This is a genomic window from Thalassospira lucentensis, assembly GCF_032921865.1.
GTDB lineage: Bacteria > Pseudomonadota > Alphaproteobacteria > Rhodospirillales > Thalassospiraceae > Thalassospira > Thalassospira lucentensis_A.
The window spans coordinates 1,942,899-1,968,426 of sequence record NZ_CP136684.1 but is presented as its reverse complement, the minus strand read 5'-3'; the positions used below and the strand labels follow the sequence as shown (position 1 = coordinate 1,968,426).

Here is a 25,528-nt window from a genome sequence, read left to right as displayed (position 1 = left end):
TATGGCTGTTCTCGTCGATAAAAACACCAAAGTTATCTGCCAGGGTTTCACCGGTTCGCAGGGTACCTTCCACAGCGAACAGGCAATTGCCTATGGCACCAAAATGGTTGGCGGCGTAACCCCGGGTAAAGGCGGCACCAAGCACCTTGACCTGCCGGTCTTCAACACCGTTGACGAAGCGGTCCATGTGACCGGTGCCAATGCATCGGTGATCTATGTTCCGCCGCCCTTCGCGGCTGATGCCATCCTTGAAGCCATCGACGCCAAGGTCGAACTGGCTGTCTGCATCACCGAAGGCATTCCGGTTGCCGACATGGTTCGCGTCAAGCGCGCCCTTTCGGGTTCGAAAACCCGTCTGATCGGTCCGAACTGCCCGGGCGTCATCACGCCTGACGAATGCAAGATCGGCATCATGCCGGGCCACATTCACCGTCGCGGCAAGATCGGTATCGTTTCCCGTTCCGGTACGCTGACCTACGAAGCAGTCGCACAGACCACCGCCGCAGGGCTGGGTCAGTCGACCTGTATCGGTATCGGTGGTGACCCGGTCAACGGCACCAACTTCATCGATTGCCTCGACCTGTTCCTGAAGGATCCGGAAACCGAAGGCATCATCATGATCGGTGAGATCGGTGGTTCTGCCGAAGAAGAAGCATGTGAATTCCTGCAGGCTTCCAAAGTCAAAAAACCGGTTGCCGGCTTTATTGCTGGTGTAACCGCGCCTCCGGGTAAACGCATGGGCCATGCCGGTGCGATCATCTCCGGCGGTAAGGGCACTGCGGATGCGAAAATGGAAGCAATGCGCAGCGCTGGTATTCTTGTTGCCGATTCCCCGGCAAGCCTTGGCTCGACCATGCTCAAGGCTTTGAAAGGGTAATCAGGGTAGTCAGAGGAAAGGCAGGGGGAGGCGTGGTCTCTTTCGGGACCATGCCTTCCAAGACCACAAATGAAACCTCAAGATATCGACACGATTCTGAACGAGTCGAACGCAACTTATATCGCTGAACTTTATGCCCGGTATCAGAACAACCCGTCTGCGGTTGATCAGAGCTGGGCTGAGTTTTTTGACGGGTTGCAGGACGACGCTTCCGATCTCCTTGCCGAAATGCAGGGACCCAGCTGGCAGCCGCGGGAAACCAAGGTTGTTGGCGGTATGGAAGGTTACGACGTCTCCCAGGGTCACGCCGAACGTCCCGCCAATGGCGGTTACGCACCGGCGGCTCATGCGGCACCACAGGGTGCGCCGGTCAGTTCCGACGCCATCCGTGCCGCGGCACATGATTCCATTCGCGCCCTGATGCTGATCCGCTCCTATCGCGTGCGTGGCCATCTCGAAGCGAACCTTGATCCGCTGGGCCTTGCCCCGCGTGATCCGCATCCGGAACTTGATCCGAAAACCTATGGCTTCACCGAGGCCGACATGGATCGCCCGATCCATATCGCCAACGTTCTTGGCCTTGAAACTGCTACCATTCGTCAGATCGTATCGCTGGCCCGCAAAACCTATTGCGGCTCGATCGGTATCGAATTCATGCATATTCAGGAACCTGAACAGAAGTCATGGATTCAGCAGCGCATCGAAAGCATCGGCAACCAGACGCAGTTCACTGCGCGCGGCAAGGAAGCCATCCTTGAGCGCCTGGTCGAAGCCGAAGGTTTCGAAAACTACCTGCACACCAAATATGTCGGCACCAAGCGTTTCGGTATTGATGGTGGCGAAGCCCTGATGCCGGCTCTCGAACAGATCCTCAAACGCGGCAGCCAGCTTGGCATCCGCGAGGTCGTGTTCGGCATGCCGCACCGTGGCCGTCTGAACGTTCTGGCAAACGTCCTGAACAAACCGTTCCAGGCGATCTTCTCGGAATTCATGGGCAACCCGTCCAAGCCGGACGACGTGATGGGCTCGGGTGACGTTAAATATCACCTTGGCACCTCGGCCGACCGTGAATTTGACGGCAACGTTGTTCACCTGTCGCTGACCGCGAACCCGTCCCACCTCGAAGCGGTCAACACCGTCGTTCTGGGTAAGGTCCGCGCCAAACAGGCACAGCGCAAGGACACCAACCGCGAACAGGTCATGGGTATCCTCCTTCACGGGGATGCGGCCTTTGCCGGTCAGGGTCTTGTTGCTGAAACCTTCGATCTGTCGCACCTCAAAGGCTATCGTACCGGCGGTACGATCCACTTTGTCGTCAACAACCAGATCGGTTTCACCACCAAACCGTCCGATAGCCGTTCCTCGCCTTACTGCTCGGATATTGCCAAGGTCGTTCAGGCGCCGATCATCCATGTCAATGGTGACGACCCCGAAGCCGTGGTTCACGCCGCACGCATCGCGACCGAATTCCGTCAGGAATTCAAACAGGACGTCGTCATCGACATGTTCTGCTATCGCCGCTTTGGTCACAATGAAAGCGACGAACCGGCCTTCACCCAGCCAAAGATGTATGACGTGATCGGCAAACACCCGACCACCAAGGACATCTATGCGCAGAAACTGGTCAAGGAAGGTCTTCTGACCGAAGAACGCGTCAAGGAACTGGATCAGAAATTCCAGAGCTACCTTGACGACGAATTCAAGGCGTCCGAAGCCTACCGCCCGAACAAGGCAGACTGGCTCGAAGGCAAATGGTCGGGCCTTGCATCCTCGCACGGCGAAGATGCGGACTGGACCGGTCAGACCGGTGTGGATAATGACTTGTTGCAGGAAGTTGGCCGGGCTCTTTCGACCCCGCCCAGCGACTATGACATCAACAAGAAAATCCTGCGCCAGCTCAAGGCCAAGGCCAAGATGTTCGAAACCGGCGAAGGCATTGACTGGGCAACCGGCGAGGCTCTCGCATTCGGCACTCTGATGTGCGAAGGCACTCCGGTGCGTCTGTCCGGTCAGGATTGCCAGCGCGGCACCTTCTCGCAGCGTCACGCAAAACTGGTCGATCAGACCACCGAGGCAAAATACACCCCGCTCAACAACATCCGTACCGGCCAGGCCGAGCTTGAAGTCCTCAACTCGCCCCTGTCCGAAGCCGGTGTTCTGGGCTTCGAATACGGCATCACCCTTGCCGAACCGCATTCGCTGGTTCTGTGGGAAGCCCAGTTCGGTGATTTTGCCAACGGTGCACAGGTCATCATCGACCAGTTCATCAGCTCCGGCGAAGCCAAATGGCTGCGTATGTCGGGTCTGGTGATGCTGCTGCCGCACGGTTACGAAGGTCAGGGTCCGGAACACAGTTCCGCCCGTCTGGAACGGTATCTGCAGCTTTGTGGTGAAAACAACATGCAGGTGGCCAACGTCACGACCCCTGCAAACTATTACCACATCCTGCGCCGCCAGATCCGCCGCTCGTTCCGTAAGCCGCTGGTTCTGATGACGCCGAAATCGCTTCTGCGCCACAAGCAGGCGGTATCCAGCCTGTCCGAATTCGGACCGGGTACCACCTTCAAGTCGGTGATCAGCGAAACCGCCAAACTGACCGATGCCAAAAAGGTCAAACGCGTCGTCCTGTCTGCGGGCAAGGTCTATTACGATCTGCTGGCAGAACGTGAAAACCGCGGGATCGACAATGTTGCCCTGGTGCGCGTCGAACAGCTTTATCCGTGGCCGGCCAAGGAACTGGCAGAAGAACTTGCCAAATATCCGAATGCCGACGTGGTCTGGTGTCAGGAAGAACCCGAAAACATGGGTTCGTGGTACTTCGTCGATCGTCGTATCGAAGGCGTGCTGTCCGAGATCAAACACAAGGCTGGTCGCCCGATCTATGTCGGTCGCAAGGCTGCCGCGTCCCCGGCAACGGGCTTGCTCAAGGCTCACCTGCGCGAACAGGCCGAACTGGTCGATGCCGCGCTGAGCGTAAAATAACTTTACCGGACGGGCGGGAAACCGCCCGTCCGACCCGCACATTCAGAATTCATTCGTATTCGGGCAGGCCCAAACTGTCTGATAGAAAAAACGGTCGAGGAAAAAATGGCGACTGAAGTTAAAGTTCCCACGCTGGGCGAGTCTGTTACCGAAGCAACAATTGCGAAATGGTACAAAAAAGTCGGTGATGCGGTTGCAGCCGATGAACCGATTGTCGAACTTGAAACCGACAAGGTCACCGTCGAAGTCAACGCACCGGTCGCTGGTGCGATTGTCGAACTGGTTGCCGGCGAAGGTGACGAAGTCGAAGTCGGCGCCCTGATCGCCATGATCAAGGAAGGTGCCGAAGGCGCTGCTCCGGCCAAGGAAGAAAAAGCCGAAGCCAAGGAAGAGCCAAAGAAAGAAGAGCCGAAAAAAGAAGAAGCCAAACCGGCTGCTGCCCCGGCAGCAAGCGCACCGGCGGCTTCGACCTCGGCCAATACCGATCATCCGCTGCCGCCTGCCGTTCGCAAACTGGTCGAAGACAAAAATCTCGATCCGTCGAAAATTCCGGCAACCGGCAAAGACGGCCGCCTGACCAAGGGCGACGTTCTGAACTTCCTCGAAGGTGGTGGATCGGCTCCGCGCGCGGCGGCTGCTGCACCGGCAGCACCTGCTGCTCCGAAGCCGGAACGCGAACTGCGCGAAGGCGAAGAACGCGTCAAGATGTCCAAGCTGCGCCAGACCATCGCGCGCCGCCTGAAAGAAGCCCAGAACACCGCGGCCATGCTGACCACTTATAACGAAGTGGACATGACCAACCTTCTGGCTTGCCGTAACCAGTACAAGGACGGCTTTGAAAAGAAACACGGCGTGAAGCTCGGCTTCATGTCCTTCTTCATCAAGGCCTGCACCACCGCGCTTAACGAATGGCCGGCGGTCAATGCCGAGATTGATGGCAACAGCTTCATCTACAAGAACTACTGCGATATCGGCGTTGCCGTTGGCACCCCGCAGGGTCTGGTTGTTCCGGTCATCCGTTCGGCTGAAAAGAAAACCTTCGCCGACCTCGAAAGCACCATTGTCGATTTCGGCAAACGTGCGCGTGACGGCAAACTGGGCATGGATGAAATGACCGGCGGCTCGTTCACCATTTCGAATGGTGGCGTGTTTGGCTCCCTTCTGTCCTCCCCGATCCTGAATGCGCCGCAGTCCGGTATCCTCGGCATGCACAAAACCCAGATGCGCCCGGTCGCGATCGACGGCAAGGTCGAAATCCGTCCGATGATGTATCTGGCACTGTCCTATGACCACCGTATCATTGACGGCCGCGAAGCCGTTTCCTTCCTGGTACGCGTCAAGGAATGCATCGAGAACCCGGAACGCATCCTGCTCGACATCTGATCAGACAAAAGGATCAAAGAACTCATGAGTGAGAACTACGACGTTGTCGTGATCGGTGGCGGTCCTGGCGGTTACGTTTGCGCCATCCGCGCCGCACAGCTTGGTCTCAAGGTTGCCTGCGTTGAAAAACGCGGCACCCTTGGCGGTACCTGCCTCAATGTAGGCTGCATCCCGTCCAAGGCCCTGCTTCATTCGTCCCACCTCTTCGAAGAGGCGACCGAGCATTTCGATACCCACGGCATCGAAGTCTCCAAGCCGAAGGTCAATCTCGAAAAGATGATGGCCCGCAAGGACAAGGTCGTTGACAGCAACGTCAAGGGCATTGAATTCCTGTTCAAGAAGAACAAGGTCACCTATGTCAAGGGTGCCGGCGAAATCACCTCGCCGACCATGGTCAAGGTTGCCCTTCTGGATGGCGGCGAAGAAACCATCAACGCCAAGAACATCGTGATCGCCACGGGTTCGGAAGTCACCCCGCTGCCGGGTGTCGAAATTGACGAGAAAAACATCGTCTCCTCGACCGGCGCACTGGTTCTTCCGAAAGTGCCGAAAAAGATGGTCGTCATTGGCGCAGGCGTGATCGGTCTCGAACTCGGTTCGGTCTGGCGTCGGCTTGGTTCCGAAGTCACCGTGATCGAATATCTCGACCGTATCCTGCCGGGCATGGATGGCGAACTGGTAAAACAGACCCAGCGCATCTTCGCCAAACAGGGCCTCGACTTCAAACTGGGCCACAAGGTCACCGGTGCGAAATCGGGCAAGTCTGGCGTGACCCTTACGGTTGAACCGTCCAAGGGCGGCGATGCCGAGGAAATCAAGGCTGACGTCGTTCTGGTCGCCATTGGTCGCCGTCCGTTTGTCACCGGCCTTGGCCTTGACAAGGCAGGCGTCGAACTTGACGAACGCGGTCGGGTTAAAACCGACGAACACTTCCAGACCAACGTGCAGGGCATCTTTGCGATTGGCGATGCGATTGCCGGTCCGATGCTCGCCCACAAGGCCGAGGAAGACGGTGTCGCCCTTGCTGAAATGCTCGCAGGCGAAGAAGGCCATGTCGATTACGGCAAGGTCCCGGGTGTTGTTTACACCTGGCCGGAAGTTGCCGCTGTCGGCAAGACCGAAGAACAGCTGAAGGAAGAAGGCGCAGACTACAAAGTCGGCAAATTCCCCTTCACCGCCAACGGTCGTGCCAAGGCAATGGAAAGCACCGAGGGCTTTGTGAAGATCATCGAAGACAATAAAACGCACCGTGTCGTCGGCGCGCATATTGTCGGCCCGGCTGCGGGCGATCTGATTGCCGAGGTTGTGCTTGCGATGGAATACGGCGCCTCTGCCGAAGACATCGCCCGCACCTGTCACGCCCACCCGGCCCTTGGCGAATCCGTCAAGGAAGCCGCCCTGGACGCCGACAAACGCGCGATCCACATGTAATACGATCCGGGGCAACCCGATCCGTGAAACGGCCGCTCCAATGGGGCGGCCGTTTTTTTGTGCGGTTTACTCCCCACCGTCATTCCCGCGAAGGCGGGAATCCAGGCAGACGCCCGGCAGCACCGACCGCCGGGAGACGCGCCCCTATCAGATCCCGAAACACCCAACCCGCCGAAACATGGACACCCGCCTTCGCGGGTGTGACGAAAAATGGTTTCTGCGGCCCCGCCCATCAGGCTCTGGTTTGACTTGCGCTCCTCTGACGGACTGACCCAGCCGGTCTTGGCCTTGCCCCGCCTCGGGTCTACCATGCCTCGTTTCGTCGCTGCCCCATTCGGCCCTGCCGTGCTCCGCCACTGCCTTACGCTGCCTCCGGCATGCAAAACAGCCCCAAGGGTGACATCGGACAGGCTCCTGCCCCGGACACCGGACCAAAGCCCGGATCGAAAACGACCCGCCAACGGCAACGCCCCAGCCCAACACCGAACCGACGCCGACCTCCCCTCCAAGACGCAATACGCCCCCAAGATCCAAGCGAAAATCCAAGCCAAGTTCTACGCCGGACGATGCCCACTGGTGCCGCTGGCCTCACTGCCCCCGACCGGGCTGTGCGATTGCTGCGTGCCCACCGATAGCGACGGGGCTCCGCCGACCGTTCTTGCTGCCACTCTCGCCAGATGGTACGGCCAGAACGGAACGGTCCCGTGTTGACCCACGCTCCGATCCCGGCACTGGCGTGATGACATCGCAGCCCCAACCACCCCTGCTCCGCTGCTGACCACTCGATCCGCATCCGGCCCCGCAAATCTTCCCGCGCCCTTCCCGGCAGGCGCACCTCTCCCGTTCTGCCTTTCCACTTCGTCAAACTTTACGCCGTCCGTTTCCGGGCCGTTTCAAAGCCCGGACGCACTCCTGCCGTATTGACTTTCCCCACACGGATCTTCCGCGCATGGCGGTGACTACCTTCCGCCATGCGCGTCAACATCGTCGCTTTTTCATCACTTCATCCCCTGCTTTTGACAAACAATCTGACCCCGGAAACGCAAAAACCCGCCAAAGCGCATCACGCTTGGCGGGTTCTGTCTCCGGACCCATTTGTCCTGTTGACTTTATCTTTATGCCACAAACAAAAGAACAAATCAAGAACATTTTTCAAAAATCTTCGATCTCCGTTTCCGGCAAAAATTCTCGTTTATTCTCAATAAATTATGCCATCATATTGCGGTATGAAGGACCGGTCCGCTAAGATCATCCGCCGGGATTGCCCGGATCAAGACGCAGGAGAAACCACCCATGACGCTTTCGATCGGACTTGTCGCCCACGACCGTCGCAAACGCGAAATGGCCGATTGGCTGGAAACCCACAAATCCCAGTTTTCAGGCACCCGGATTTTTGCCACCGGCACCACCGGCCGTGTGCTTCAGGAACGGTTTCCCGATCTTGATATCGTGGCGCTTAAAAGCGGCCCGTTTGGCGGTGATCAGCAACTTGGCTCAATGATTGCGCATGGCGAATTGCAGGCGATGTTTTTCTTCACCGACCCGATGACGCCCCAGCCCCACGATGTCGATGTTCGGGCCCTGATCCGGCTGGCCAACATGTATGAAGTGCCGATTGCATGTAACCGCAGCACCGCCGACCTTCTGATCAGCAACCCGAAATTCGAGGAAATCTGCGAACAATATCGCGGCCATTCCCCCGAACAGGTTTTTGCCGAATACCAGAACCGCAAGGTTTAGTGATTTACGCGCAGTTCAGTAAACCATCTTCCTGCAAACGACCGTACGCCAGACGTATTGTTTCATCGCTGAAGATGTTTCTTTTGTTCTCGTTCCAGCTGTTCATCTCTTTGATTACCATCTCAAGCGGATAGCAATTCTCATGATGTGCCAACCAATGAACCGAAGATAGAAGCTCCAGACCGTAAGGGCTCTCATAGCCCTGCACCAATTTACCTAAACGATCAATAATACGATCTGCTGCATCGCTGGAATTCAGATACTCATCTGCAGCAGCATATCCGCCTGGCGTTACATGTGCCTGTCTATCGCCAGTTTGAAAACCGGCAATCATCTTATGATACTCAAGCGCGACAAAAGCCTTCTTCAAAGATTCTGAGTAAGGTCCGTGGAAATCCCGTGAGAACTTCAGATTGAAATTCACACCAAAAGCCTGCAAAAAATAAACTATTTTTTGCAGCGAAATTCGATCAAATGATCCGTCAAAATAGCGCTCCAAGTCACCCAGACTTTTAAGAAGCACTGCCCGCTCAAATGTCATCGCAAACTTGGAGTGACTATACTCCGGTTCATCAACCGCTTCTTTTGGATAAAACACCCGAACGTCAACATTTGAGAGATTTTCGAGCTTTTCAATGATTAACGGTTTTACATCAGACCAATCCAGCCCACCGTTTCCACATCCCAGCGGCGGAATCGCGATAGATTTGATACCATAATTCTCAATCGCCTCTACGAGAGCATCCAAACCGCTCTCGACATAATCCAACTTGGATTTAGCTCTCCAATGATCTTTCGTCGGAAAGTTGACCAAAAACCTAGGGCCATCTGTCGGCAAAAGTTGCTTTGTATCATAAACAAAAACTTTGCCGGGCCTTAGACCATTTGAAGAACATATTTTTTTGTATTCTTTATAGTTGTCCGGCCAACGCTTTTTAAATTCAAGAGCGACACCTTTCCCCATCACCCCGACGCAGTTGACCGTATTCACGAGAGCATCCACCGCCTCGGAAAACATGTCGCCTTTTTTGAATGAGAGGGTCATTGGTAGTAGCATCCGGGTTTTACGTATATCGGGATATCCCAATCCGAGACATCCATCATGTGCTTGAGCTTATCTCTCATCGTCTCTGATTTGACAATCAAGCAATCTATTAGGCCAAGCGGGACTGCGGAACGAACCAGGAATTCAGCCATGCGCTTTTGGCTTCGAGTCATACGTTTTGGTGGATCGTCCATGCTTTTGAAGTATTGGCAAACACCATTGTACCCAAGCTCTTCGATTCTACCCTTGTAAGGATATTCGTCAAACATATCCCAATGAACATGTTCTTCCAAAGAATCCAAATCACCACATAGAATTGGCAATGGAGCATTTGAGTTTAAGGCGAAGTCGCTGAAACAGAAATCTAGCCCGCTATCACGGAAATTTTCAACCTTTGCAACCAGAAATACTCTATCCTCTTCGCAAGCAGGTCCTAAATTATCGCCTTCGGGGGACATCAAATCTACGTTCCCCCTAAAAATTGTAAAAGTGAATGATGTAATTGGAGAAAAATAGAATGGTACATAATCATTAACAACGCCACCATCAGGCATCTGGAACAGCGGACTCCCTCTTCGGTCAACTATGCTCTGATAGGAAGCTTGATGACACAGCTGAGGATGCTCATGATTTTTTGAGCGCACCTCTCCGTCAACCAAAAATACTTCAATATCTTTGTAATACACTTGGCGAAAAATAAATCTGTCCGGCAAATTAGCCCCCAGCGCTTCAGCAAAAAATGGCATAACATCGACACTTGCAATTACATTATCAAGCAACCCAGCAAAGCCAACCATAGCAATTTCTAGGTCATTCTCTATATGAATCTCGCCTATGACCTGATCGCCGCCATCTTTCCGATCTTCGCCGCCATTCTGGTCGGGGCGGCACTCAAACGGTATCTGATCACCGGTTCTGACATCTGGGCCGGGATTGATCGGCTGACCTATTATCTGCTGCTGCCATCGCTTCTGATGGTGGAAATTTACCGTGCCGATTTCAGTTCCGGGCATGCCGGCACCGCCGTCATGGTGACACTCGGCGCGACCCTTTTCCTTGCGGCGGCACTCCTGCTGTTGCGGCCGCTGATCACCAGCAACACACCGCTCTTTACCTCGATCTTTCAGGGATCGGTTCGCTATAACAGCTATGTGCTGCTTGCCGTTGCCGATGCGCTTTATGGCAGCGAAGGTCTGGCACTGGCGATTGTCTTTGTCGCGGTGATGGTGATTGCGACCAACATGCTGGGCGTTGTGGTGCTGAATGCCTTTGCGGGCGGCAAGGGCAGCTTTAAACGCATCATGATCGGGCTTGCGCAAAACCCGATCATCATCGCCGCCGGGGCCGGTGCGGTTCTGAATATCAGCAACATTCACGTACCGCTGCCGATTGAAAATACCGCAGCCCTTTTCAAAACCGCCGCCCTGCCGCTCAGCCTGCTGTCGGTCGGGGCCGGACTGCGTTTTATCCTGAGCAAACAGGCATTTGGTGCCATCGCGCTTTCAACCACGATCAAGCTTGCGATCCTGCCGGTCATCACCGGCATTGCGCTGCATCTGGCCGGGGTGGAGGGCATGGTGCTCGCCATGGGGGTGCTTTATGCCGGTATGCCGTGCGCGGGGAACGCCTATATCCTCGCCCGGCAGCTTAATGGCGATCCGGAGGCCATGGCCTCAATCATCACCCTCGAAACTCTCCTGTCCGCCTTCAGCATCGCTGCCATCGCCGCCATACTGAGCATCAACTGACGCCGCATGCGGGGCATAGTCGCCCGCATACCCGCATGCCGAAAGCCCCGGCCGCATCAGTTCTGGCGGCGGTGCATCGACCACCACCGGCTCCCGGTCGGCATGGAACGGCACGATGATCTGGCGTGACAGCAGCATCAGGGTCGGCGGCTGCCCGAACAGGGGCGGTTCATCCCCCCGGCCATAAAACGGATCGCCCAGAACCGGATGACCGATATGGTCCAGATGCACACGAAGCTGGTGCGTGCGGCCCGTATGGGGTGTCAAGGCAAGCCAGGTGATATCATTGCCCGCTTCGTCCTTGCCGCGCCCCAGCACCTGATATTCGGTCTTTGATGGTTGCCCGTCTTCATGGACCAGCATCCGCCAGCCGCTTTCATCATTGGTCTTGCCAATCGGCGCGTCGATAAAGCCGTGATCATCGGCAACCGCACCACGCACCACCGCCCAATAGGTTTTGCCGATCAGTTTTTCGGTAAACAGGCGGGTGATCTTTTTCGATGATTTCGGATGCCGGCACAGCAACAGGCACCCCGCCGTATCACGATCAAGCCGGTGCGCCAGGGTCGGTTCAGGCTGAATGCCGAATTTAAGGTCGGGCAGATACGCATCGACATGAAAATAGGTTTTCGGCCCGCCATGCGACGCCAATCCCGGCGGCTTGTTCAGAACGATGACATTTGAATCGCGATGCAGAACGCTTGCGATCAGATCTTCGGCAATCGGATGGGGCATGGTCGGCCTTTCATTGTTGGCCCTGCTTTACCGCAAAGCCACACATGCTGCAATCGCGCAGCAACCGGCCCCACCCCCAAACCTGATCCAGACGGCAATCATCTGCGTAAGGAAACACAGAATTCATTCTTCGCAATCCGGCTTTGACGCGCTTTGTTCGCCGGGGCCAAAAGCAGGGTACGTCATCACATGCCACGCCCGAAACCTTTTAAATATCTGCTTGCCATCCTTGCCATTCTGGCGGCCCAGAATGCCGGTTCGGCCTTCGCGCAGAACGGCGAATTATCGGCCCTTACCCCCGCACAATCCGATGGCCTTGACCGCAGTGCGGCCTGCCGAAACTTCGATCCGATTGCGCGTTACGGCAATGAACTGGTGTTTCAGATCCGCCGCAACGATGCCCCGGTCGGGCAACATATCGTGCGTTTCAATCGCGGCCAGGATGGCCTTCAGGTCGTCGCCCAAAGCAATATCGATATCTCGTTTCTGGGCTTCAATGCCTATAGCTTCCGCTACCGATCCGAAAGCATCTGGCAGGATGGTCAATTATCAACGCTATCGGTCAAGGTCGATGACGACGGTGATCAGACCAGCATTTCGGCACGGCGCGAAAACGATCAGCTTGTCGTTGATGGCCCCGATGGGCAGAAGTCCCTGCCGCCCGGAATTTTCCCCACCGATCACTGGCATTGCGGCGTTCTCCAAACCGATCAGGTCCTCAATACGCTGACCGGCAATCCCAACGCGGTCACCATATCCCAGACGGGGGGCGAACGTCTGGCTGTTGGCAACGGCATGATCAACGCCACCCACTTCACCTATGACGGCGAGCTTCAAACCAATGCATGGTACGATGCCGATGGTCGCTGGGTCGGATTGCGCTTCAAGGCGCGGGATGGCTCGGAAATCACCTATCGCTGCACAAGTTGCCAGACCGACAATGCCCAAAAGGACCATCGCGGATGACCAAACATTTCAAAACGGTCTGGATCGTCGGCGCATCCGCCGGGATCGGGGCGGCACTTGTTGCAAAATTCGCCAAATCCGACGCGGATGGAAACACGACGATTATCGCATCGGCCCGTTCCGCCGATGCCCTTTCCGATCTGGCTGCATCGTCTAAAAACATCCATGCCGTGCCGCTTGATGTGACCAAGCCCGACGCGGTTCGCGATGCGATGGCCCTGATCGAGGACCGGTTTGGCCTGCCTGATCTGGTCGTTCTGGCCGCCGGAATTTATTCCCCGATGCCGGTCGATGATTTTTCGGCCAAAACCATCCGCGATCATTTCGATGTCAATTATTTCGGCACGGTCAATTGTCTTGAAATCCTGATCCCGAAAATGCGCCAACGCGGTTCGGGCGAGATCGCGGTTGTCGCCTCGGTCGCCGGTTATCGCGGCCTGCCAAAGGCCGGGGCCTATGGCCCGACCAAGGCCGCCCTGATCAATCTATGCGAAACCCTGCGCGGCGAACTGGGGGAAACCGGTGTCTGCCTTCGGGTGATCAATCCGGGCTTTGTCAAAACCCGGCTGACCGACAAAAACGATTTCGACATGCCCTATCTGCAAACACCGGAACAGGCCGCGGGCTTTGTTTATCGCGGCCTGACGCGCGGCAACGGATTTGAAATCGCCTTTCCGCCGCCCTTTGTCCGGCAGCTAAAGCTTGCCCGCATTCTGCCCTATGGGCTTTATTTCAAACTGATCCGCAAAGTGATGGGAAAATCCGATGGATGATGTGCAATCAGGCAAACTTGAAACGCTGAAAGCCTATGGCGATTACTTTGCCAATCTGGGTCCGGAAACGGTTGAACACCTGCATCATCACGTCACACCCGATTACAGCTTTACCGATCCGTTCAACACTATCAACGGCCCGGATCGGGTCTGTGCCTATCTCGACAAGATGTTTCGCGATACCGAAAATCCGCAATTCATCGTCACCCATCACGCGGTTGATAACGATCTCGGTTTTCTGCGCTGGCGCTTTACGGCCAGGATTTCGGTTCTGGGGAATTGGGATGTCACCGGCATGTCGGCGGTAACGTTTTCCGATGACGGCACGCGCATTTCATCCCATGTCGATCACTGGGATTCCGGCATGGCCTTTTACGCGCGCATTCCGGTGCTGGGCTGGTTTATTCGGCGGCTCGCAGCACGGATGGCTGTTTCGTAAAGAACAGGGTGACTTCACCGATCTCGAACCCCCATTTGCGCACGCGTGCCCGGTTCACAAGAACCCCGTCGCCCTGCAAAAACATCCAGTCATCGAAACTGACCCGCCAGCTACCGTCACCGACCTTCAGGTCCATTTCATAGCTCCAGTTCAGTGCATTGCCATACTGCACGCCCGCGGCCGTGCCGATGATGTCATCGGCCTCCCCGCTCAGGCTATGCTCACCGGTCTTGCGGATTATCCATACACGGCGGTCCTGTTCACCATCGTCATACAGAAAATCTTCTTCCAGCGTCAGAACGCCATCATTGATGGTCCCGGTGATATCGACCGTGAACTGACGACGCAGCTTTCCGAACCGGTCCTCAAAAATTCCCCAGGCCCGACTATTGCCTTCGAAGTATTCAAATACATCGAAGCGGGGCTCTTTTTGCGCAAAATCCTGCGGTTTCATTGACCCACACCCGGTAAGTATCAAAACCATCACAAGCGCCGTAATAGATCGCAGCATCAGCTTTCTCCCGCAAAGGATACAAGGATCAGAAGGTGCGGCGAGCCAGACGCCGACGAATGGCAACCTGATGCACACGATCCAATGGAAAACGCCACATCATCCCGATTGCTCCTGCTTTCAATACGATGGGCAGCACCGCATAGATCATGACAAGTGCGATCAAAGCCGCGGAATTTTCAGTGCCCCCATCGGTAAGGCCAAAAGCCCCCAAAATCGGCAGGGCAATCCCCGCCGCCAACGCCATCGCAAGCTTGTTGGTCATGTTCCAAAGCGCAAACAGAACCCCGGTCCGGCTGGCATGAAACCGGTACCGGTCCCAGTCATCGACATCGGCCTGAATGGCCGGTGGTAGCGCCAAGTCCGCCCCCAATGCCGCACCGGTAACCACACAGATCACCGCAAACCCGATCCAGTCGCCGGTCGACAGAAACGGCACAAACGCAAACGCCGAAACCGCCATGATCATCGCCATGCACCAGACGCGGTGTTTGCTGGTTCGCCCTGACAGCAGCACCCAAAGCGGAATGGCGGCGATGGCTGCAACAAAATACAAAAGGATCAGCCCGTTTTCGGCATCGGTATCAAGCCTCAGGTAATAGCGCACAAAAAGCGGGAAACAGACGGCGGGCAATCCACCGGCAAGGCCATTGATCATCCATGCCGCCAGAAGCCTGACAAACAGCCGGTTCTGACGCAGGCTGCGCAGTGACTGGCCAAACCGGATGCGAAGGGAAATCCCCGTCTGATCTGGGATATCACGCCGCCCGTTACGGGCCGCACTATCGGGGACCTTGATGATCATAAGGGTAACGAAAACCGCCCCGGCGATGATGGTCATGATCGCAAGGGACCGGATTTCATCGGCCCGGGATGCATTCATCATCACGACCGGGATCGCCCCGGCAATGACAATACCGATCAGCCCCGAACCCTCGCGCAAGGACGTGATCAATGTCCGTTCCCGGTAATCCCCCGAAAGGTCCGCCCCCCACGCCAGATAGGGCACCTGAAACAGCGTCCAGCCAAGGAAAAGGATGCTTGCCGACATGAAAAGATGCCAGCCACCCGGCTGATCGGGTGGCACAAAAAGCAGCCAGATCCCGATCCCGGCAATCACCGCCCCGAACCCGACCCAGATTTTGCGCCGTCCCGTATAATCCGAAAGCCATCCGGCCAGCGGATCGGTCAGCATGTCGATAATCCGCACCGCCAGAAGGATCGCCCCCGTAAGGGCAAGCCCAAGGCCAAGGTCATCGCCATAATAACTGGGCAAAAGGACATAGGCCGGAATCGTCGGCACCGCGGCTGCCATCGCTGGCAGCGCATAGTAAATGGCGGTTTTGCGGGCGCGATCAGGTTGCGGCATTTTCGGGATGTTCGATCACAAAGAACCCGACATTGATCGACCCTTCGTCAAACCCGGTTTCGCAATAGGACAGGTAATATTCCCACATCCGTTTGAAACGGATATCAAATCCCTGCTCGGCAATGCTGTCCCAGCCATGCTGGAAACGGCGCTGCCATTCGGCCAGTGTGCGGGCATAGGATTTGCCGAAAAATTCCGAATGCCGCAGCGAAAGACCAGCCTTGTCAATGGCCTTGCCCAGCGCCTCCGGCGAGGGCAGCAAACCACCTGGAAAGATATAGCGCTGGATAAAATCGGCACCCTTGCGGTAATCCTCGAACCGGTCATGATCGATGGTGATGATTTGCAAAACCGCCTTGCCGCCCGGCTTCAACCGCTTGCGGATCATATCGAAATAGATCGGCCAGTGTTCCTCGCCAACCGCCTCGAACATTTCAATCGAAACGATCTTGTCGAACTGCCCGTCCTGGTGACGATAATCGCGAAGCTCGATCTGGGTGCGATCCGAAAGGCCAAGTGTCAGTAGGCGATTGCGCGCAAAGGCATGCTGTTCACGCGAAAGCGTCAACCCCGTAACATGACAACGATGCTGGCCTGCCGCCATTTCGGCAAAACCGCCCCAGCCACACCCGACTTCCAGAACCCGTTCACCCGGCTGCAATGTCGCAAGGTCGCAAATCCGGCGGTATTTCGCATCCTGTGCGGCTTCAAGTGTCATGTCCTTGCGGCGATAAAGACCCGATGAATAGGTCATCCCCGGATCAAGCCATTCCTGATAGAACCGGTTCCCAAGGTCATAGTGATAGGCAATATTGCGTTTTGATCCTTCGACCGTATTGGCATTCCGAAGATGCCCGATCCGGGCAATCACGCGCGAAATCATGCCACCCGCCAGCCGGGCGCGAACGATATTTTCGTTCAGCATCGCCACCCGCATCACCTTGGTAAGGTCCGGGCTGCTCCAGGCCCCATCCATATAGGCCTCGGCAAAGGCAACATCGCCACCCGTGGCAAGCCTGCGGATCGCCTTCCAGTCATGGATATGCAAAACGGCCCGGATTTCGGTCTGTTCCTCGCCGGTAAACTGCAAGGTATCCCCGTCGGGCAAAACAATCGTCAGCCGGCCATAATGCAAATGCGCCAGAATGCGTTTCAGCATGATTTTCAGCACATTGCGACTTCCGGTCATTCCCCCAATAACGGGCAGGAACCGGTCACGAAACGGGCGAACAATGGTCGAAGAGGATCGATTGCGTTCCGGCATTTCCTGATTACCTTTTTGCGGCTTCGGCCGTCTGGCTATTGGCTGCGAACACGTAAGTCACATCATGTGCTGGCGGCTTTGGACGTTTATGGAACTTCATGCCTTTGCGCCACAGATGCAGCGCCTCGTAATGAATGCCCGCCACCACCTTAATCGTCATCAGCGGATAGCGAACAAAGGCCATAAACAGATTACGATCAGAAAGCGCGGTTCGATCACCGACAAAGGCCGCATTCAGAAATGCGCCGTCCCTGTCAGTTTCACGAATGGCCACCGCGACCTTTTCGTCTGGCATGCAAATGCGGAAATGATAGTCGGCCTGCATATCGATGAAGGGCGAAACGTAAAATCCCTTCGCACAGCTCTGGCGCAGCACGCCTTTTTCATCAATGGCATCCGGGCGGACCGGGATCAGATAACTGTGCCGATCCCCGAATGTATTGGACACCTCATATAGGACCGCCCCCACCGACCCATCGGCACGATGGCAGAAATAAACCGACAGCGGATTGAAAACGAAGCCCAGAATCCGCGGATAACACAGCAATTCGATCCGGTGCGCACAATCGCCCAGATCATGCTTTTTCAGGATATCTTCGATGCGTGTGCGGATATCCCCATGATCGCGGTCCGCATGATCACGGTCATGAAATGAAAACAGGTTGAACCGGTTGCGGCTAAACAGTTTCAGCGACCCGGCCAAGCCATCGATTTCATCAAGATCGAACAAAAAGGAAAACACCCGATAGCGCAATTTGTGATCGCGCGGGCGAAGGCGATGATGCATCACCGATCCTTCAAACAGGGCGGATGTCCATGTACCTGTCATTCGGCAGCTTCTTTTTGCGCGATATTGATCGGCCCCAGATGAATACGACCGCTTTCATTTTCAACGTTCCATGGCCGCCGGACATTGCCCAATGCTTCTGCCACCGCAAGGCCCGACTGAATGCCGTCTTCGTGGAAGCCATATCCAAAATAACTGCCGCAATACCAGATGTTATCCTGCCCCTGGATCGACCAAAGCCGTTTCTGGGCATCCATCGCCGCGGCATCAAAAACCGGGTGGTCATACAGGAAGGATCGAATGACACTGCCCTCGCGCGGCGGGCGTGCCGGGTTCAGGGTCACAAAAAGCGGCTGGCTTTCGTCAAGATGCTGCAACCGGTTCATCCAGTAAGTCACACAGACTTTCTGTTCCCCGTCATGCTCCTCGGCAAGGTAGTTCCAGCTTGACCAGACCTTGCGCGTCCGGGGCATCAGGCTGTCATCATCATGCAGGATCGCCAGATTGCGTTCATACTGAAACGCTGACAAAAGATCGCGCACCGCGGGCGCCGGATTGGCCTGAAGAGCAAGCGCCTGATCACCATGACAGGCCAGAACAACGTGATCGTAGTCCGTCCGCTCGCCGTAACGGTTTTCGATGAATACGCCCCCCTTGCCATTCGGTCCGACCTGGGCAATGGCGCTATCAAGGATCACGCCACCGGAAATATCCTTGATGATCTTGCCGACATACTGGCGCGATCCGCCAACAACGGTGCGCCATTGCGGCCGATCCTTGATCTGCAAAAGCCCATGGTTCTGACAGAACCGGACAAACGCCGCCAACGGATACTCCATCATCGTATCAACGGGGGTGGACCAGATCGCGGCCCCCATCGGCAACAGATGATCATTGATAAAGGATTTCGAATAACGATTGGCCGTCAGATAATCACCAAGGCTCTGCGTTTCCGCCTGCCCGGTTTCAAGCGCAAGCGGCGCTTCACGATAAAACCGCAGGATATCACGCACCATCCGCCAGAAGCGCGGGCGGAAAATATTGCGTTTCTGCGCGATCAATGATGCCAGATCAGATCCGCCATATTCCAGCCCACCCCTATCCATCGACGCGGCAAAGGACATATCGGTCGCAGCTGTTGCAACGCCAAGATGATCAAACAGGGCGCAAAGATTGGGGTAACAACGGGTGTTATAGACAATGAAACCGGTATCAACCGGTGTTTGCCCCGCATCCACGGTATTGGAATGCCCGCCGGGACGGTCATCCTTTTCATAAAGCGTGACAGTGTGGGACTGGCTGAGCAACCAGGCCGCCGACAGGCCGGAAATACCCGAACCAACAACAGCTATATTGAGTTTCCCCGATGATCGAAGCGTCATATGTGCCGCGCCTGCTTGCAGTGTTATTGTTTGAACTACATATGATTACGCATGACAGCAAGTTGCGGATCACTGCATAACAACGAATGCTGATAATTGTAAGTAATTGGCAGAAAACGTACAAATTCGTTTGATCCAAAATTTTCCGGCCGACGTATGATGATCCATGAACACCATCATGACGCGGCCCCGAAGGGGACCAGAAACGAAAATGAGCGGCACGACAAGAACAAGGCCCGGACCGGCTGACCCCGCCGAGGCCAAGCGATGTGCCAGCTGGATTGTTGCGGTTGCGGCGACGCAGGACCGTGAGGCATTTGCACAGCTGTTTGCCCATTTTGCCCCCCGCGTCAAAGCCTACATGTTCCGGTTTGGCGGCAATTCCGAAAATGCCGAAGAACTCGCACAGGAAGCCATGATGCAGGTCTGGCGCAAGGCGCATCTGTTTGATCCGCAAAAGGCCGCCGCCAGTACATGGATTTTTACAATCGCCCGAAACCTTCGTATCGATCGTTTCCGGCAACGCAAACATATCGAGGTGGATGATTCCGATCCGACGCTGGTTATTGATGATAGCCCGCTTGCCGACGAAATCGTCGACCGGGATGAACATGCCGTTCTCGTCAAATCCGCGATGGAAGAATTGCCCGCCGATCAGAAAGTGGTTGTTGAATTGTCGTTTTTTGAAGATCTCTCGCACAGCGAAATTGCCGAACAGCTTGATATTCCGCTGGGCACCGTCAAATCGCGGTTGCGATTGGCCTTAACCAAACTTCGTGGTGGATTGGAGGGTGTAGCATGAATATCAAACACCACCCGACAGACCAGACATTGATGGATTACGCCAGTGGCAAGCTGTCGCAGGCGATGGAACTGCTCGTGGCAACGCATATGACACTGTGCCCGAAATGCCGTGAAAAGGTCGCGGAATTCGAGGCCCTTGGTGGTGCGGCGCTGGAAACGGCAAATGTCATGTCGATGGATGCCCATGCGCTTGACCATGTCATGGCCATGATCGAACGCGAAACCGCCAACGAAAATGTCGTCTTCCGCGAAATGCCGTCCACCCGGCGCGTCGCCGTCGGGGAAAGCATCACCGGGTCTGCCATTCCGTCCGTCCCGCGCCCGTTGGCCGATCTTTTGCCTGATAATGTTCTTTCCCTCGAAGACATTCCGTGGAAGTCGCTGGCACCGGGTGTGAAGCATTACCAGCTTAAATCTATCGAAAGCAAAGGCACCGTGCGTTTGATGAAAATCGCACCGGGCGTCTCGATCCCTGATCACGGGCATCACGGACATGAAATGACCCTGTTGCTTAAAGGGTCCTATATCGATGAAATCGGCCGGTTCCGTGCAGGTGACGTCGCCGATCTTGGCAACGATGTCGATCATCAGCCGATTGCCGACACCGCCGAGGAATGCATCTGTCTGATTGCCACCGATGCCCCGATGAAGTTCAACCGTCTGCTGCCCAAACTGTTGCAGCCCTTCATCGGCATATAAGTCAAACTGCGTCCCAACGCAGAAAGGCCGCGGACACACCGATGTCCGCGGCCTTTTAATTTGAATCCTGCGCCGTCTCGCCCACGGGCCTATTGCGATGGCACCAGCCAATGGGTTCGGTGCGTTGCCGGACCGGGCAATTTGACCGCATCACAAAGCCACTGGCCGATTTCATCAAACTGCTGATCAAATCCATAAGGCGGGTTGATGATCATAAGTCCCGTGCCGCGCATGCGTCCCTTTGCCCCGCCCTGATTGGTCGAAAGCTCCGCACAAAGCACGCCACCCTTGGCTTTGATCCGGGCAAAGTTTTCACGCAGTTCAGCATCAAATCCGGCCTCAAGGATTGGATACCACAGCATGAAAATGCCGTTTTCCCACCGTTCCCAGGCACGTTTGATCGAACTCGCCGCCTTCTGATAATCCTGTTTCACGTCGTAACTGGGATCCATCAGAACCAGACCGCGCCGAATAGTCGGTGGCATCATGCCCACCAGTCCCTCATACCCATCGCGCTTGTGCAGGTGAATACGCGGATCGCGTTCAACACTGTATTCCAGCAGGTCATATTCACGCGGATGCAATTCCATCAGGATCATTTCATCATGATCGCGCAGCAATTCGCGCATGATAAACGGCGACCCCGGATAAAACGGCCCCTTAAGGTCATCATCTTCAAACACCCCGTAATCGCGCCCCTTGGCAATCGGATCAAATGCCGCGATCTGATCAAGGAAGGGCTGCATCTGTTTGGGGGCATTTCCCTTTTGCTGGGCGGCGGCGATGCCGTTTTTCCATTCACCGGTTTTCGCCGACTGGGCACTGCCAAGATCGTACCAGCCAGACCCGGCATGGGTATCAATCACGCAAAACGGTTTTTCCTTTTTGCACAGATAATCAAGGATCATCCGCATCGCGGCATGCTTGTGAATATCGGCAAAGTTGCCCGCGTGAAAGCCGTGCAGATAGCTGAGCATTGCCTTTATCCTTTGGGTGCGCGCGGCTTGCCGCCGCGTGACTGTTTATGGTTGCGCGACTTTTGCGGTCGTGCGGGCCGGAATGTGCTTTTGCCGTCACCCTCGGTGCGAGGCCGACGGTTGGCCTGCATGTTCCCGGGCAGGGGCTTGACCTGTATCGGGGCCGCTTCCGGTGCACTGACCTCGATGGCCTGCCAGTCACCGGGCGCAAGATCATCCAGCGTCCAGTCACCAATCGCATAGCGGATCAGACGCAGGGTCGGAAACCCGACAGCCGCCGTCATCCTGCGGACCTGCCGGTTGCGGCCTTCGGTGATGCTAAGTTCGATCCAGCTTGTCGGTACGGATTTGCGAAACCGCACGGGCGGATCACGCGGCCAAAGATTTTCGGGCTCCCCCATCAGGCGCGCACGCGCCGGGCGGGTCACGCCGTCTTTCAACTCGACCCCGTTACGAAGGGCGGCAAGGGCTTCCTCGGTCGGCGCGCCCTCGACCTGAACCCAATAGGTTTTCGGTTTTTTGAATTTCGGATGGGCGATCTGGGCATTCAATGGCCCGTTATCGGTCAGCAGCAGCAACCCCTCGCTATCACGATCCAGCCGCCCGGCGGCATAGACACCGGGAAGATCGATATAATCGGCCAACGTCGCCCGACCGTTTTCACGGTCGGTAAACTGGGTCAGAACGCCATACGGCTTGTTAAAAAGGATCAGCTGCGCCATGCGCCGCATAGAACCATTTTTGCCAGACAAGTCAACTGGGCAAGTCAACCGGACAAGTCGACCTGCCCGGTCAACAGGCCTGGCCAAATAGGATCAATCCTCGATCAGATATTCCATGGTGGTGACAACACGCACGGTTTTGTTGATCTGCTGGCTTTCCGTGCTGTTTGGCGCACCATCGGCCGGAAGGATTTGGAACAATCCCTGCGTTGCGCGGCGAATACCGCCCAGACGGCCACCGGAATCGGTTGCAAACTGCTGTGCCGCATCACGGGCATTTGCTGTGGCCGCGGCAATCATTTCCGGTTTGATGTCATTAAGCTTGGTGAACATGAAACTCGGGCCGGGGTTATAACCCTGCCCGCCCAGAACAATCCCGCCCTGAAGCAGCTTGCCGATATCCTGAGTTGCCCCCACGACGGCATCGACATTGTCGGTCCGGACCTGAATGGTCTGACTGACGATATAACGGCTTTCAATCGGACCGGAACGATAGGATTGCGCAAGCTGATCCGTCACCTGAAGGCTTTGCAACTCGGTCATGTCCTTGGTGATGCCATGCGTTTCAAGAAACGCCAGAAGTGCGGTCGTATCGCTTTCGATCTTGGCCTGCGCGTTTTGCAAAACATCATCGGTCGCAACATAGGTAATCGGCCAGACGGCGCGATCCGCCACGACATCGCGTTCTGCCAATCCCTTGACGGTCACGAACCGGTCAAGCGACCGCATGTCCGACAGCCCCTTGCCGACCAGCCAGCCGGCACCGGCAATACCGGCACTGACCACGATTGCGGCAACGAATTTTGCAAATCCCGAAGAAGAAGACATGCCCGTGTTTCCTTGATTATTGTTGTTCCGCTGGACGCATAAATTTTGCTTCAAAGAGCTTATCAGACGGAACAAAATCGACAAAATCAGGGCAGCCATTTTGCAGGTTTGCGAAATCAGACACCGGACATTTGAATGCATTCAAATTGGGTCGCAATCCGTATCCGAACATGCTAAAAGCCAGCAACGCTCGCGCTTCGCGCGGCCAACCATTCAAACATGCAAAAGCTTTACGAGGTCGTCCATGCGCCGTTCCGATATCAATGCTCATATCACGCATGCCAAGGAACTGTTCGAGTCCATTTCCTTCAAGCTGCCCTTCTGGGGGCATTATTCCCCGGCGCAGTGGGATGCCGAGCCTGATCTTGCAAAATGGTGCCGTGCCCATCAGATGGGCTGGGACGTAACCGATTACGGCGAAGGCGATTTTGCCCGTCGCGGCCTGATCCTGTTCTGCCTGCGCAATGGCATCCTGCGCCAGCCGGGCGAAGTCCCCTATGCCGAAAAAATCATGATTGTCGGCGAAAATCAGGAATGCCCGTGGCATTACCACAAGGTCAAAATGGAAGACATCATTGTACGCGGCGGCGGCAATCTGGTGATCGAACTGACCAACCTGACCGAAGACGGCAAAATGGACATGGTCAATGACGTTCATGTCCGCACCGATGGTAAACTCAACATCCTTCCGGCCGGTGGCAAGGTTATTCTCGAACCCGGTCAAAGCGTCACCCTGCCACGCACGCTTGTGCATCGCTTCTATGGCGAAGAAGGCAAAGGCCCGGTGATCGTTGGCGAAGTATCGCAGGTCAATGATGACCTTGCCGACAACTACTTCTTTGACTGCGACGCCCGGTTCAGCGAAATCGAAAATGATGTCGCGCCGATCCATCCGCTGTGGAATGAACTGGCCGGTTAAGGTCACAAATCAACGGATATGCAAACCCCCGGCAGTGCGACTGCCGGGGGTTTTTCTTTTATCAGCCGCGTTCGAACCGTTGCAGGCCGACCGTACCGGACCAGGGATCGGACGCCTCCTCCACAGTCAGCCTGAAGCCGAAATCCTCATAAAGCTTACGGGCAGCACCCAGTCCGGCAAAGGTCGTAAGCCAGACCTTGTCATACCGGTTCTCACTTAAAAAAGTGTCGGCCTGTTTCATAAGCTCACGGCCCAGCCCCCGGCCCCGCATGGCATCCGAGGTGATGAACCACCGCAAATGCGCACCCGATGTCGCAAGATCAATACCGTCAAGCGCGATGGCACCGGCAAGATTGCCCGTGCTGTCATATGCCGAGACAAAGAAATCACGTGTTGCATCAAACCGGGGAAAAAACGCGCCCATATCACGGGCAAGGCCAGCTTCGAACTGCAACCCGAAATTCCAGTGCGGCGTATAATATTGCATGTGCAGATCAATGATCTGGCCGATCACACCCGGTCGATAACCGTCAAAAACGATGTCACCTTTCACGGCCCCCTCCATCCCGACCGGCGGCAACGGCAAGGCATGCGATCTCGTGCGCGGCATCGCTGTCCAGCACTTCGTGCATCACCAGCCGCTTCCAGACCAGTGCAACAATCATCTCATTCACAACCACCGCCGAAACAGCTCCCTGCCCGGTATTGGCAGCTATGAATGCGCTCACCAGATCGACCACAATTGGTGCCCGGCCGATCACAAGTCCGGTGCGAAGCGCATTCCGGATCGGTTCATTCTGCGCGGCTTCACCAATCAGGCCTGACAGAATCCGACCAGCCGGTGTCGTCTCGTAAAAACGGAAAAGCTGTTCAAGAAGAGCCGTCAACCTGGCTTCAAGCGACGCTTCATGACGATGGAACGCTTTTGTCAGGACATCTCGATCGACCAGATCGTCATAGACCTCGACAAACAGATCAGCCTTGGATGGCCACCAGCGATAGATGGTCTGTTTGCCGCTGCCCGCTTCGGCGGCAACCGCATCGATGCTGGTCGAATGGTAACCTTGCGCAACAACAAGTCTGCCCGCTGCATCAAGGATCGCCCGATGTTTTGTCACTGAACGCCGCATGGTGCCCCTTCCCGCTG

Annotated in this window: 27 protein-coding genes; 13 read left to right on the top strand and 14 right to left on the bottom strand. The window is 55.8% G+C overall.

The window, feature by feature from the left end:
- Position 1 precedes the first annotated feature (1 nt).
- The 6 genes from sucD (at position 2) to R1T41_RS09665 (ending at position 8,413) form a co-directional block, all read left to right on the top strand.
- Complete coding sequence (gene sucD, locus R1T41_RS09690) at positions 2–877, top strand: succinate--CoA ligase subunit alpha (RefSeq protein WP_097051357.1); 876 nt, start codon at positions 2–4, stop codon at positions 875–877.
- Positions 878–946: 69 nt separating this feature from the next.
- Positions 947–3,859, top strand: coding sequence for a 2-oxoglutarate dehydrogenase E1 component (locus R1T41_RS09685; RefSeq protein WP_317341404.1), 2,913 nt, complete (start codon positions 947–949; stop codon positions 3,857–3,859).
- Positions 3,860–3,964: 105 nt separating this feature from the next.
- Positions 3,965–5,242: a 2-oxoglutarate dehydrogenase complex dihydrolipoyllysine-residue succinyltransferase gene (gene odhB, locus R1T41_RS09680; RefSeq protein ID WP_062953196.1), complete on the top strand. Its 1,278-nt coding sequence runs from the start codon at positions 3,965–3,967 to the stop codon at positions 5,240–5,242.
- 24 nt (positions 5,243–5,266) lie between these two features.
- Positions 5,267–6,673, top strand: coding sequence for a dihydrolipoyl dehydrogenase (gene lpdA / locus R1T41_RS09675; RefSeq protein ID WP_317341403.1), 1,407 nt, complete (start codon positions 5,267–5,269; stop codon positions 6,671–6,673).
- A gap of 949 nt (positions 6,674–7,622) precedes the next feature.
- A complete protein-coding gene (locus R1T41_RS09670) occupies positions 7,623–7,919 on the top strand; it encodes a hypothetical protein (protein WP_317341402.1) in 297 nt (98 codons plus the stop codon).
- Between the two features lie 47 nt (positions 7,920–7,966).
- On the top strand, positions 7,967–8,413 hold the full coding sequence (locus R1T41_RS09665; RefSeq protein WP_007089211.1) for a methylglyoxal synthase: 447 nt from the start codon (positions 7,967–7,969) through the stop codon (positions 8,411–8,413).
- Between the two features lie 4 nt (positions 8,414–8,417).
- On the opposite strand, the gene R1T41_RS09660 is transcribed toward R1T41_RS09665, so the two are convergent.
- Together R1T41_RS09660 and R1T41_RS09655 are read right to left on the bottom strand one after the other, a co-directional pair.
- Positions 8,418–9,458 carry a macro domain-containing protein gene (locus tag R1T41_RS09660; protein WP_317341401.1) on the bottom strand — a complete coding sequence of 347 codons (1,041 nt, stop codon included), beginning with the start codon at positions 9,456–9,458 and terminating at the stop codon, positions 8,418–8,420.
- Complete coding sequence (locus tag R1T41_RS09655; protein WP_317341400.1) at positions 9,455–10,255, bottom strand: DUF4433 domain-containing protein; 801 nt, start codon at positions 10,253–10,255, stop codon at positions 9,455–9,457. The genes R1T41_RS09660 and R1T41_RS09655 overlap by 4 nt, the downstream gene beginning before the upstream one ends.
- A 24-nt stretch (positions 10,256–10,279) precedes the next feature.
- Between R1T41_RS09655 and R1T41_RS09650 the strand changes: the two genes are divergently transcribed.
- Positions 10,280–11,206 (top strand): AEC family transporter, encoded by a 927-nt coding sequence (locus tag R1T41_RS09650; protein ID WP_317341399.1) that lies wholly within the window; start codon positions 10,280–10,282, stop codon positions 11,204–11,206.
- Here the strand turns inward: R1T41_RS09650 and R1T41_RS09645 are convergent.
- The gene (locus R1T41_RS09645) at positions 11,132–11,941 is read right to left on the bottom strand and encodes an RluA family pseudouridine synthase (protein ID WP_317341398.1); all 810 of its coding nucleotides are present in this window, start codon (positions 11,939–11,941) and stop codon (positions 11,132–11,134) included. The genes R1T41_RS09650 and R1T41_RS09645 overlap by 75 nt on opposite strands.
- Positions 11,942–12,130: 189 nt before the next feature.
- On the opposite strand from R1T41_RS09645, the gene R1T41_RS09640 reads away from it, so the two are divergent.
- The 3 genes from R1T41_RS09640 to R1T41_RS09630 are packed head-to-tail and all read left to right on the top strand — an operon-like array spanning position 12,131 to position 14,119.
- Positions 12,131–12,907 carry a DUF6134 family protein gene (locus tag R1T41_RS09640; RefSeq protein WP_062959368.1) on the top strand — a complete coding sequence of 259 codons (777 nt, stop codon included), beginning with the start codon at positions 12,131–12,133 and terminating at the stop codon, positions 12,905–12,907.
- Positions 12,904–13,680 carry an SDR family NAD(P)-dependent oxidoreductase gene (locus R1T41_RS09635; protein WP_062959369.1) on the top strand — a complete coding sequence of 259 codons (777 nt, stop codon included), beginning with the start codon at positions 12,904–12,906 and terminating at the stop codon, positions 13,678–13,680. Before R1T41_RS09640 ends, R1T41_RS09635 begins: the two co-directional genes overlap by 4 nt.
- Positions 13,673–14,119 (top strand): nuclear transport factor 2 family protein, encoded by a 447-nt coding sequence (locus R1T41_RS09630; protein ID WP_062959370.1) that lies wholly within the window; start codon positions 13,673–13,675, stop codon positions 14,117–14,119. Before R1T41_RS09635 ends, R1T41_RS09630 begins: the two co-directional genes overlap by 8 nt.
- On the opposite strand, the gene R1T41_RS09625 is transcribed toward R1T41_RS09630, so the two are convergent.
- The 5 genes from R1T41_RS09625 to R1T41_RS09605 form a co-directional block, all read right to left on the bottom strand.
- Entirely contained in the window at positions 14,082–14,573 is a 492-nt protein-coding gene (locus R1T41_RS09625; protein WP_317341397.1) for a DUF3833 domain-containing protein, read from the bottom strand. The genes R1T41_RS09630 and R1T41_RS09625 overlap by 38 nt on opposite strands.
- 85 nt (positions 14,574–14,658) lie before the next feature.
- The gene (locus R1T41_RS09620) at positions 14,659–15,999 is read right to left on the bottom strand and encodes an MFS transporter (protein WP_317341396.1); all 1,341 of its coding nucleotides are present in this window, start codon (positions 15,997–15,999) and stop codon (positions 14,659–14,661) included.
- Positions 15,986–17,263, bottom strand: coding sequence for an SAM-dependent methyltransferase (locus tag R1T41_RS09615; protein WP_097051371.1), 1,278 nt, complete (start codon positions 17,261–17,263; stop codon positions 15,986–15,988). Before R1T41_RS09615 ends, R1T41_RS09620 begins: the two co-directional genes overlap by 14 nt.
- 7 nt (positions 17,264–17,270) lie before the next feature.
- Positions 17,271–18,092 carry a DUF1365 domain-containing protein gene (locus R1T41_RS09610; protein WP_317341395.1) on the bottom strand — a complete coding sequence of 274 codons (822 nt, stop codon included), beginning with the start codon at positions 18,090–18,092 and terminating at the stop codon, positions 17,271–17,273.
- Positions 18,089–19,432 (bottom strand): NAD(P)/FAD-dependent oxidoreductase, encoded by a 1,344-nt coding sequence (locus R1T41_RS09605; RefSeq protein ID WP_317341394.1) that lies wholly within the window; start codon positions 19,430–19,432, stop codon positions 18,089–18,091. Before R1T41_RS09605 ends, R1T41_RS09610 begins: the two co-directional genes overlap by 4 nt.
- A gap of 211 nt (positions 19,433–19,643) precedes the next feature.
- Between R1T41_RS09605 and R1T41_RS09600 the strand changes: the two genes are divergently transcribed.
- Both R1T41_RS09600 and R1T41_RS09595 read left to right on the top strand, forming a co-directional pair.
- The gene (locus tag R1T41_RS09600) at positions 19,644–20,234 is read left to right on the top strand and encodes a sigma-70 family RNA polymerase sigma factor (RefSeq protein ID WP_317341393.1); all 591 of its coding nucleotides are present in this window, start codon (positions 19,644–19,646) and stop codon (positions 20,232–20,234) included.
- A complete protein-coding gene (locus tag R1T41_RS09595) occupies positions 20,231–20,935 on the top strand; it encodes a ChrR family anti-sigma-E factor (RefSeq protein WP_097051374.1) in 705 nt (234 codons plus the stop codon). The genes R1T41_RS09600 and R1T41_RS09595 overlap by 4 nt, the downstream gene beginning before the upstream one ends.
- Before the next feature lie 89 nt (positions 20,936–21,024).
- Here the strand turns inward: R1T41_RS09595 and R1T41_RS09590 are convergent, their stop codons facing one another.
- The 4 genes from R1T41_RS09590 to R1T41_RS09575 form a co-directional block, all read right to left on the bottom strand.
- Positions 21,025–21,912, bottom strand: coding sequence for a 23S rRNA (adenine(2030)-N(6))-methyltransferase RlmJ (locus R1T41_RS09590; RefSeq protein ID WP_209221058.1), 888 nt, complete (start codon positions 21,910–21,912; stop codon positions 21,025–21,027).
- Positions 21,913–21,917: 5 nt separating this feature from the next.
- Positions 21,918–22,643 (bottom strand): rRNA large subunit pseudouridine synthase E, encoded by a 726-nt coding sequence (locus R1T41_RS09585; protein ID WP_411045555.1) that lies wholly within the window; start codon positions 22,641–22,643, stop codon positions 21,918–21,920.
- An 84-nt stretch (positions 22,644–22,727) separates the two neighbouring features.
- Positions 22,728–23,462, bottom strand: a complete 735-nt coding sequence (locus R1T41_RS09580; RefSeq protein ID WP_062953182.1) for an SIMPL domain-containing protein — start codon at positions 23,460–23,462, stop codon at positions 22,728–22,730.
- 16 nt (positions 23,463–23,478) lie between these two features.
- On the bottom strand, positions 23,479–23,733 hold the full coding sequence (locus R1T41_RS09575) for a hypothetical protein (RefSeq protein ID WP_317341391.1): 255 nt from the start codon (positions 23,731–23,733) through the stop codon (positions 23,479–23,481).
- Here R1T41_RS09575 and R1T41_RS09570 point away from each other — a divergent pair.
- Positions 23,707–24,381: a D-lyxose/D-mannose family sugar isomerase gene (locus tag R1T41_RS09570; protein WP_114111165.1), complete on the top strand. Its 675-nt coding sequence runs from the start codon at positions 23,707–23,709 to the stop codon at positions 24,379–24,381. The two genes, R1T41_RS09575 and R1T41_RS09570, sit on opposite strands and share 27 nt — an antisense overlap.
- A 61-nt stretch (positions 24,382–24,442) precedes the next feature.
- Here the strand turns inward: R1T41_RS09570 and R1T41_RS09565 are convergent, their stop codons facing one another.
- Together R1T41_RS09565 and R1T41_RS09560 are read right to left on the bottom strand one after the other, a co-directional pair.
- A complete protein-coding gene (locus tag R1T41_RS09565) occupies positions 24,443–24,934 on the bottom strand; it encodes a GNAT family N-acetyltransferase (RefSeq protein WP_317341390.1) in 492 nt (163 codons plus the stop codon).
- Complete coding sequence (locus R1T41_RS09560) at positions 24,924–25,511, bottom strand: TetR/AcrR family transcriptional regulator (RefSeq protein WP_317341389.1); 588 nt, start codon at positions 25,509–25,511, stop codon at positions 24,924–24,926. Before R1T41_RS09560 ends, R1T41_RS09565 begins: the two co-directional genes overlap by 11 nt.
- Positions 25,512–25,528 lie beyond the last annotated feature (17 nt).

Coding starts and splice junctions, on each gene's coding strand:
- R1T41_RS09575 (WP_317341391.1), bottom strand. CDS start 23,733: ATGAGCATTGATATCGGAACGGCGCATGGACGACCTCGTAAAGCTTTT.
- R1T41_RS09560 (WP_317341389.1), bottom strand. CDS start 25,511: ATGCGGCGTTCAGTGACAAAACATCGGGCGATCCTTGATGCAGCGGGC.
- R1T41_RS09660 (WP_317341401.1), bottom strand. CDS start 9,458: ATGACCCTCTCATTCAAAAAAGGCGACATGTTTTCCGAGGCGGTGGAT.
- R1T41_RS09580 (WP_062953182.1), bottom strand. CDS start 23,462: ATGTCTTCTTCTTCGGGATTTGCAAAATTCGTTGCCGCAATCGTGGTC.
- odhB (WP_062953196.1), top strand. CDS start 3,965: ATGGCGACTGAAGTTAAAGTTCCCACGCTGGGCGAGTCTGTTACCGAA.
- R1T41_RS09620 (WP_317341396.1), bottom strand. CDS start 15,999: ATGCCGCAACCTGATCGCGCCCGCAAAACCGCCATTTACTATGCGCTG.
- lpdA (WP_317341403.1), top strand. CDS start 5,267: ATGAGTGAGAACTACGACGTTGTCGTGATCGGTGGCGGTCCTGGCGGT.
- R1T41_RS09650 (WP_317341399.1), top strand. CDS start 10,280: ATGAATCTCGCCTATGACCTGATCGCCGCCATCTTTCCGATCTTCGCC.
- R1T41_RS09665 (WP_007089211.1), top strand. CDS start 7,967: ATGACGCTTTCGATCGGACTTGTCGCCCACGACCGTCGCAAACGCGAA.
- R1T41_RS09590 (WP_209221058.1), bottom strand. CDS start 21,912: ATGCTCAGCTATCTGCACGGCTTTCACGCGGGCAACTTTGCCGATATT.
- R1T41_RS09630 (WP_062959370.1), top strand. CDS start 13,673: ATGGATGATGTGCAATCAGGCAAACTTGAAACGCTGAAAGCCTATGGC.
- R1T41_RS09635 (WP_062959369.1), top strand. CDS start 12,904: ATGACCAAACATTTCAAAACGGTCTGGATCGTCGGCGCATCCGCCGGG.
- sucD (WP_097051357.1), top strand. CDS start 2: ATGGCTGTTCTCGTCGATAAAAACACCAAAGTTATCTGCCAGGGTTTC.
- R1T41_RS09670 (WP_317341402.1), top strand. CDS start 7,623: ATGGCGGTGACTACCTTCCGCCATGCGCGTCAACATCGTCGCTTTTTC.
- R1T41_RS09615 (WP_097051371.1), bottom strand. CDS start 17,263: ATGCCGGAACGCAATCGATCCTCTTCGACCATTGTTCGCCCGTTTCGT.
- R1T41_RS09595 (WP_097051374.1), top strand. CDS start 20,231: ATGAATATCAAACACCACCCGACAGACCAGACATTGATGGATTACGCC.
- R1T41_RS09605 (WP_317341394.1), bottom strand. CDS start 19,432: ATGACGCTTCGATCATCGGGGAAACTCAATATAGCTGTTGTTGGTTCG.
- R1T41_RS09640 (WP_062959368.1), top strand. CDS start 12,131: ATGCCACGCCCGAAACCTTTTAAATATCTGCTTGCCATCCTTGCCATT.
- R1T41_RS09610 (WP_317341395.1), bottom strand. CDS start 18,092: ATGACAGGTACATGGACATCCGCCCTGTTTGAAGGATCGGTGATGCAT.
- R1T41_RS09685 (WP_317341404.1), top strand. CDS start 947: ATGAAACCTCAAGATATCGACACGATTCTGAACGAGTCGAACGCAACT.
- R1T41_RS09585 (WP_411045555.1), bottom strand. CDS start 22,643: ATGCGGCGCATGGCGCAGCTGATCCTTTTTAACAAGCCGTATGGCGTT.
- R1T41_RS09645 (WP_317341398.1), bottom strand. CDS start 11,941: ATGCCCCATCCGATTGCCGAAGATCTGATCGCAAGCGTTCTGCATCGC.
- R1T41_RS09625 (WP_317341397.1), bottom strand. CDS start 14,573: ATGAAACCGCAGGATTTTGCGCAAAAAGAGCCCCGCTTCGATGTATTT.
- R1T41_RS09570 (WP_114111165.1), top strand. CDS start 23,707: ATGCGCCGTTCCGATATCAATGCTCATATCACGCATGCCAAGGAACTG.
- R1T41_RS09655 (WP_317341400.1), bottom strand. CDS start 10,255: ATGGTTGGCTTTGCTGGGTTGCTTGATAATGTAATTGCAAGTGTCGAT.
- R1T41_RS09600 (WP_317341393.1), top strand. CDS start 19,644: ATGAGCGGCACGACAAGAACAAGGCCCGGACCGGCTGACCCCGCCGAG.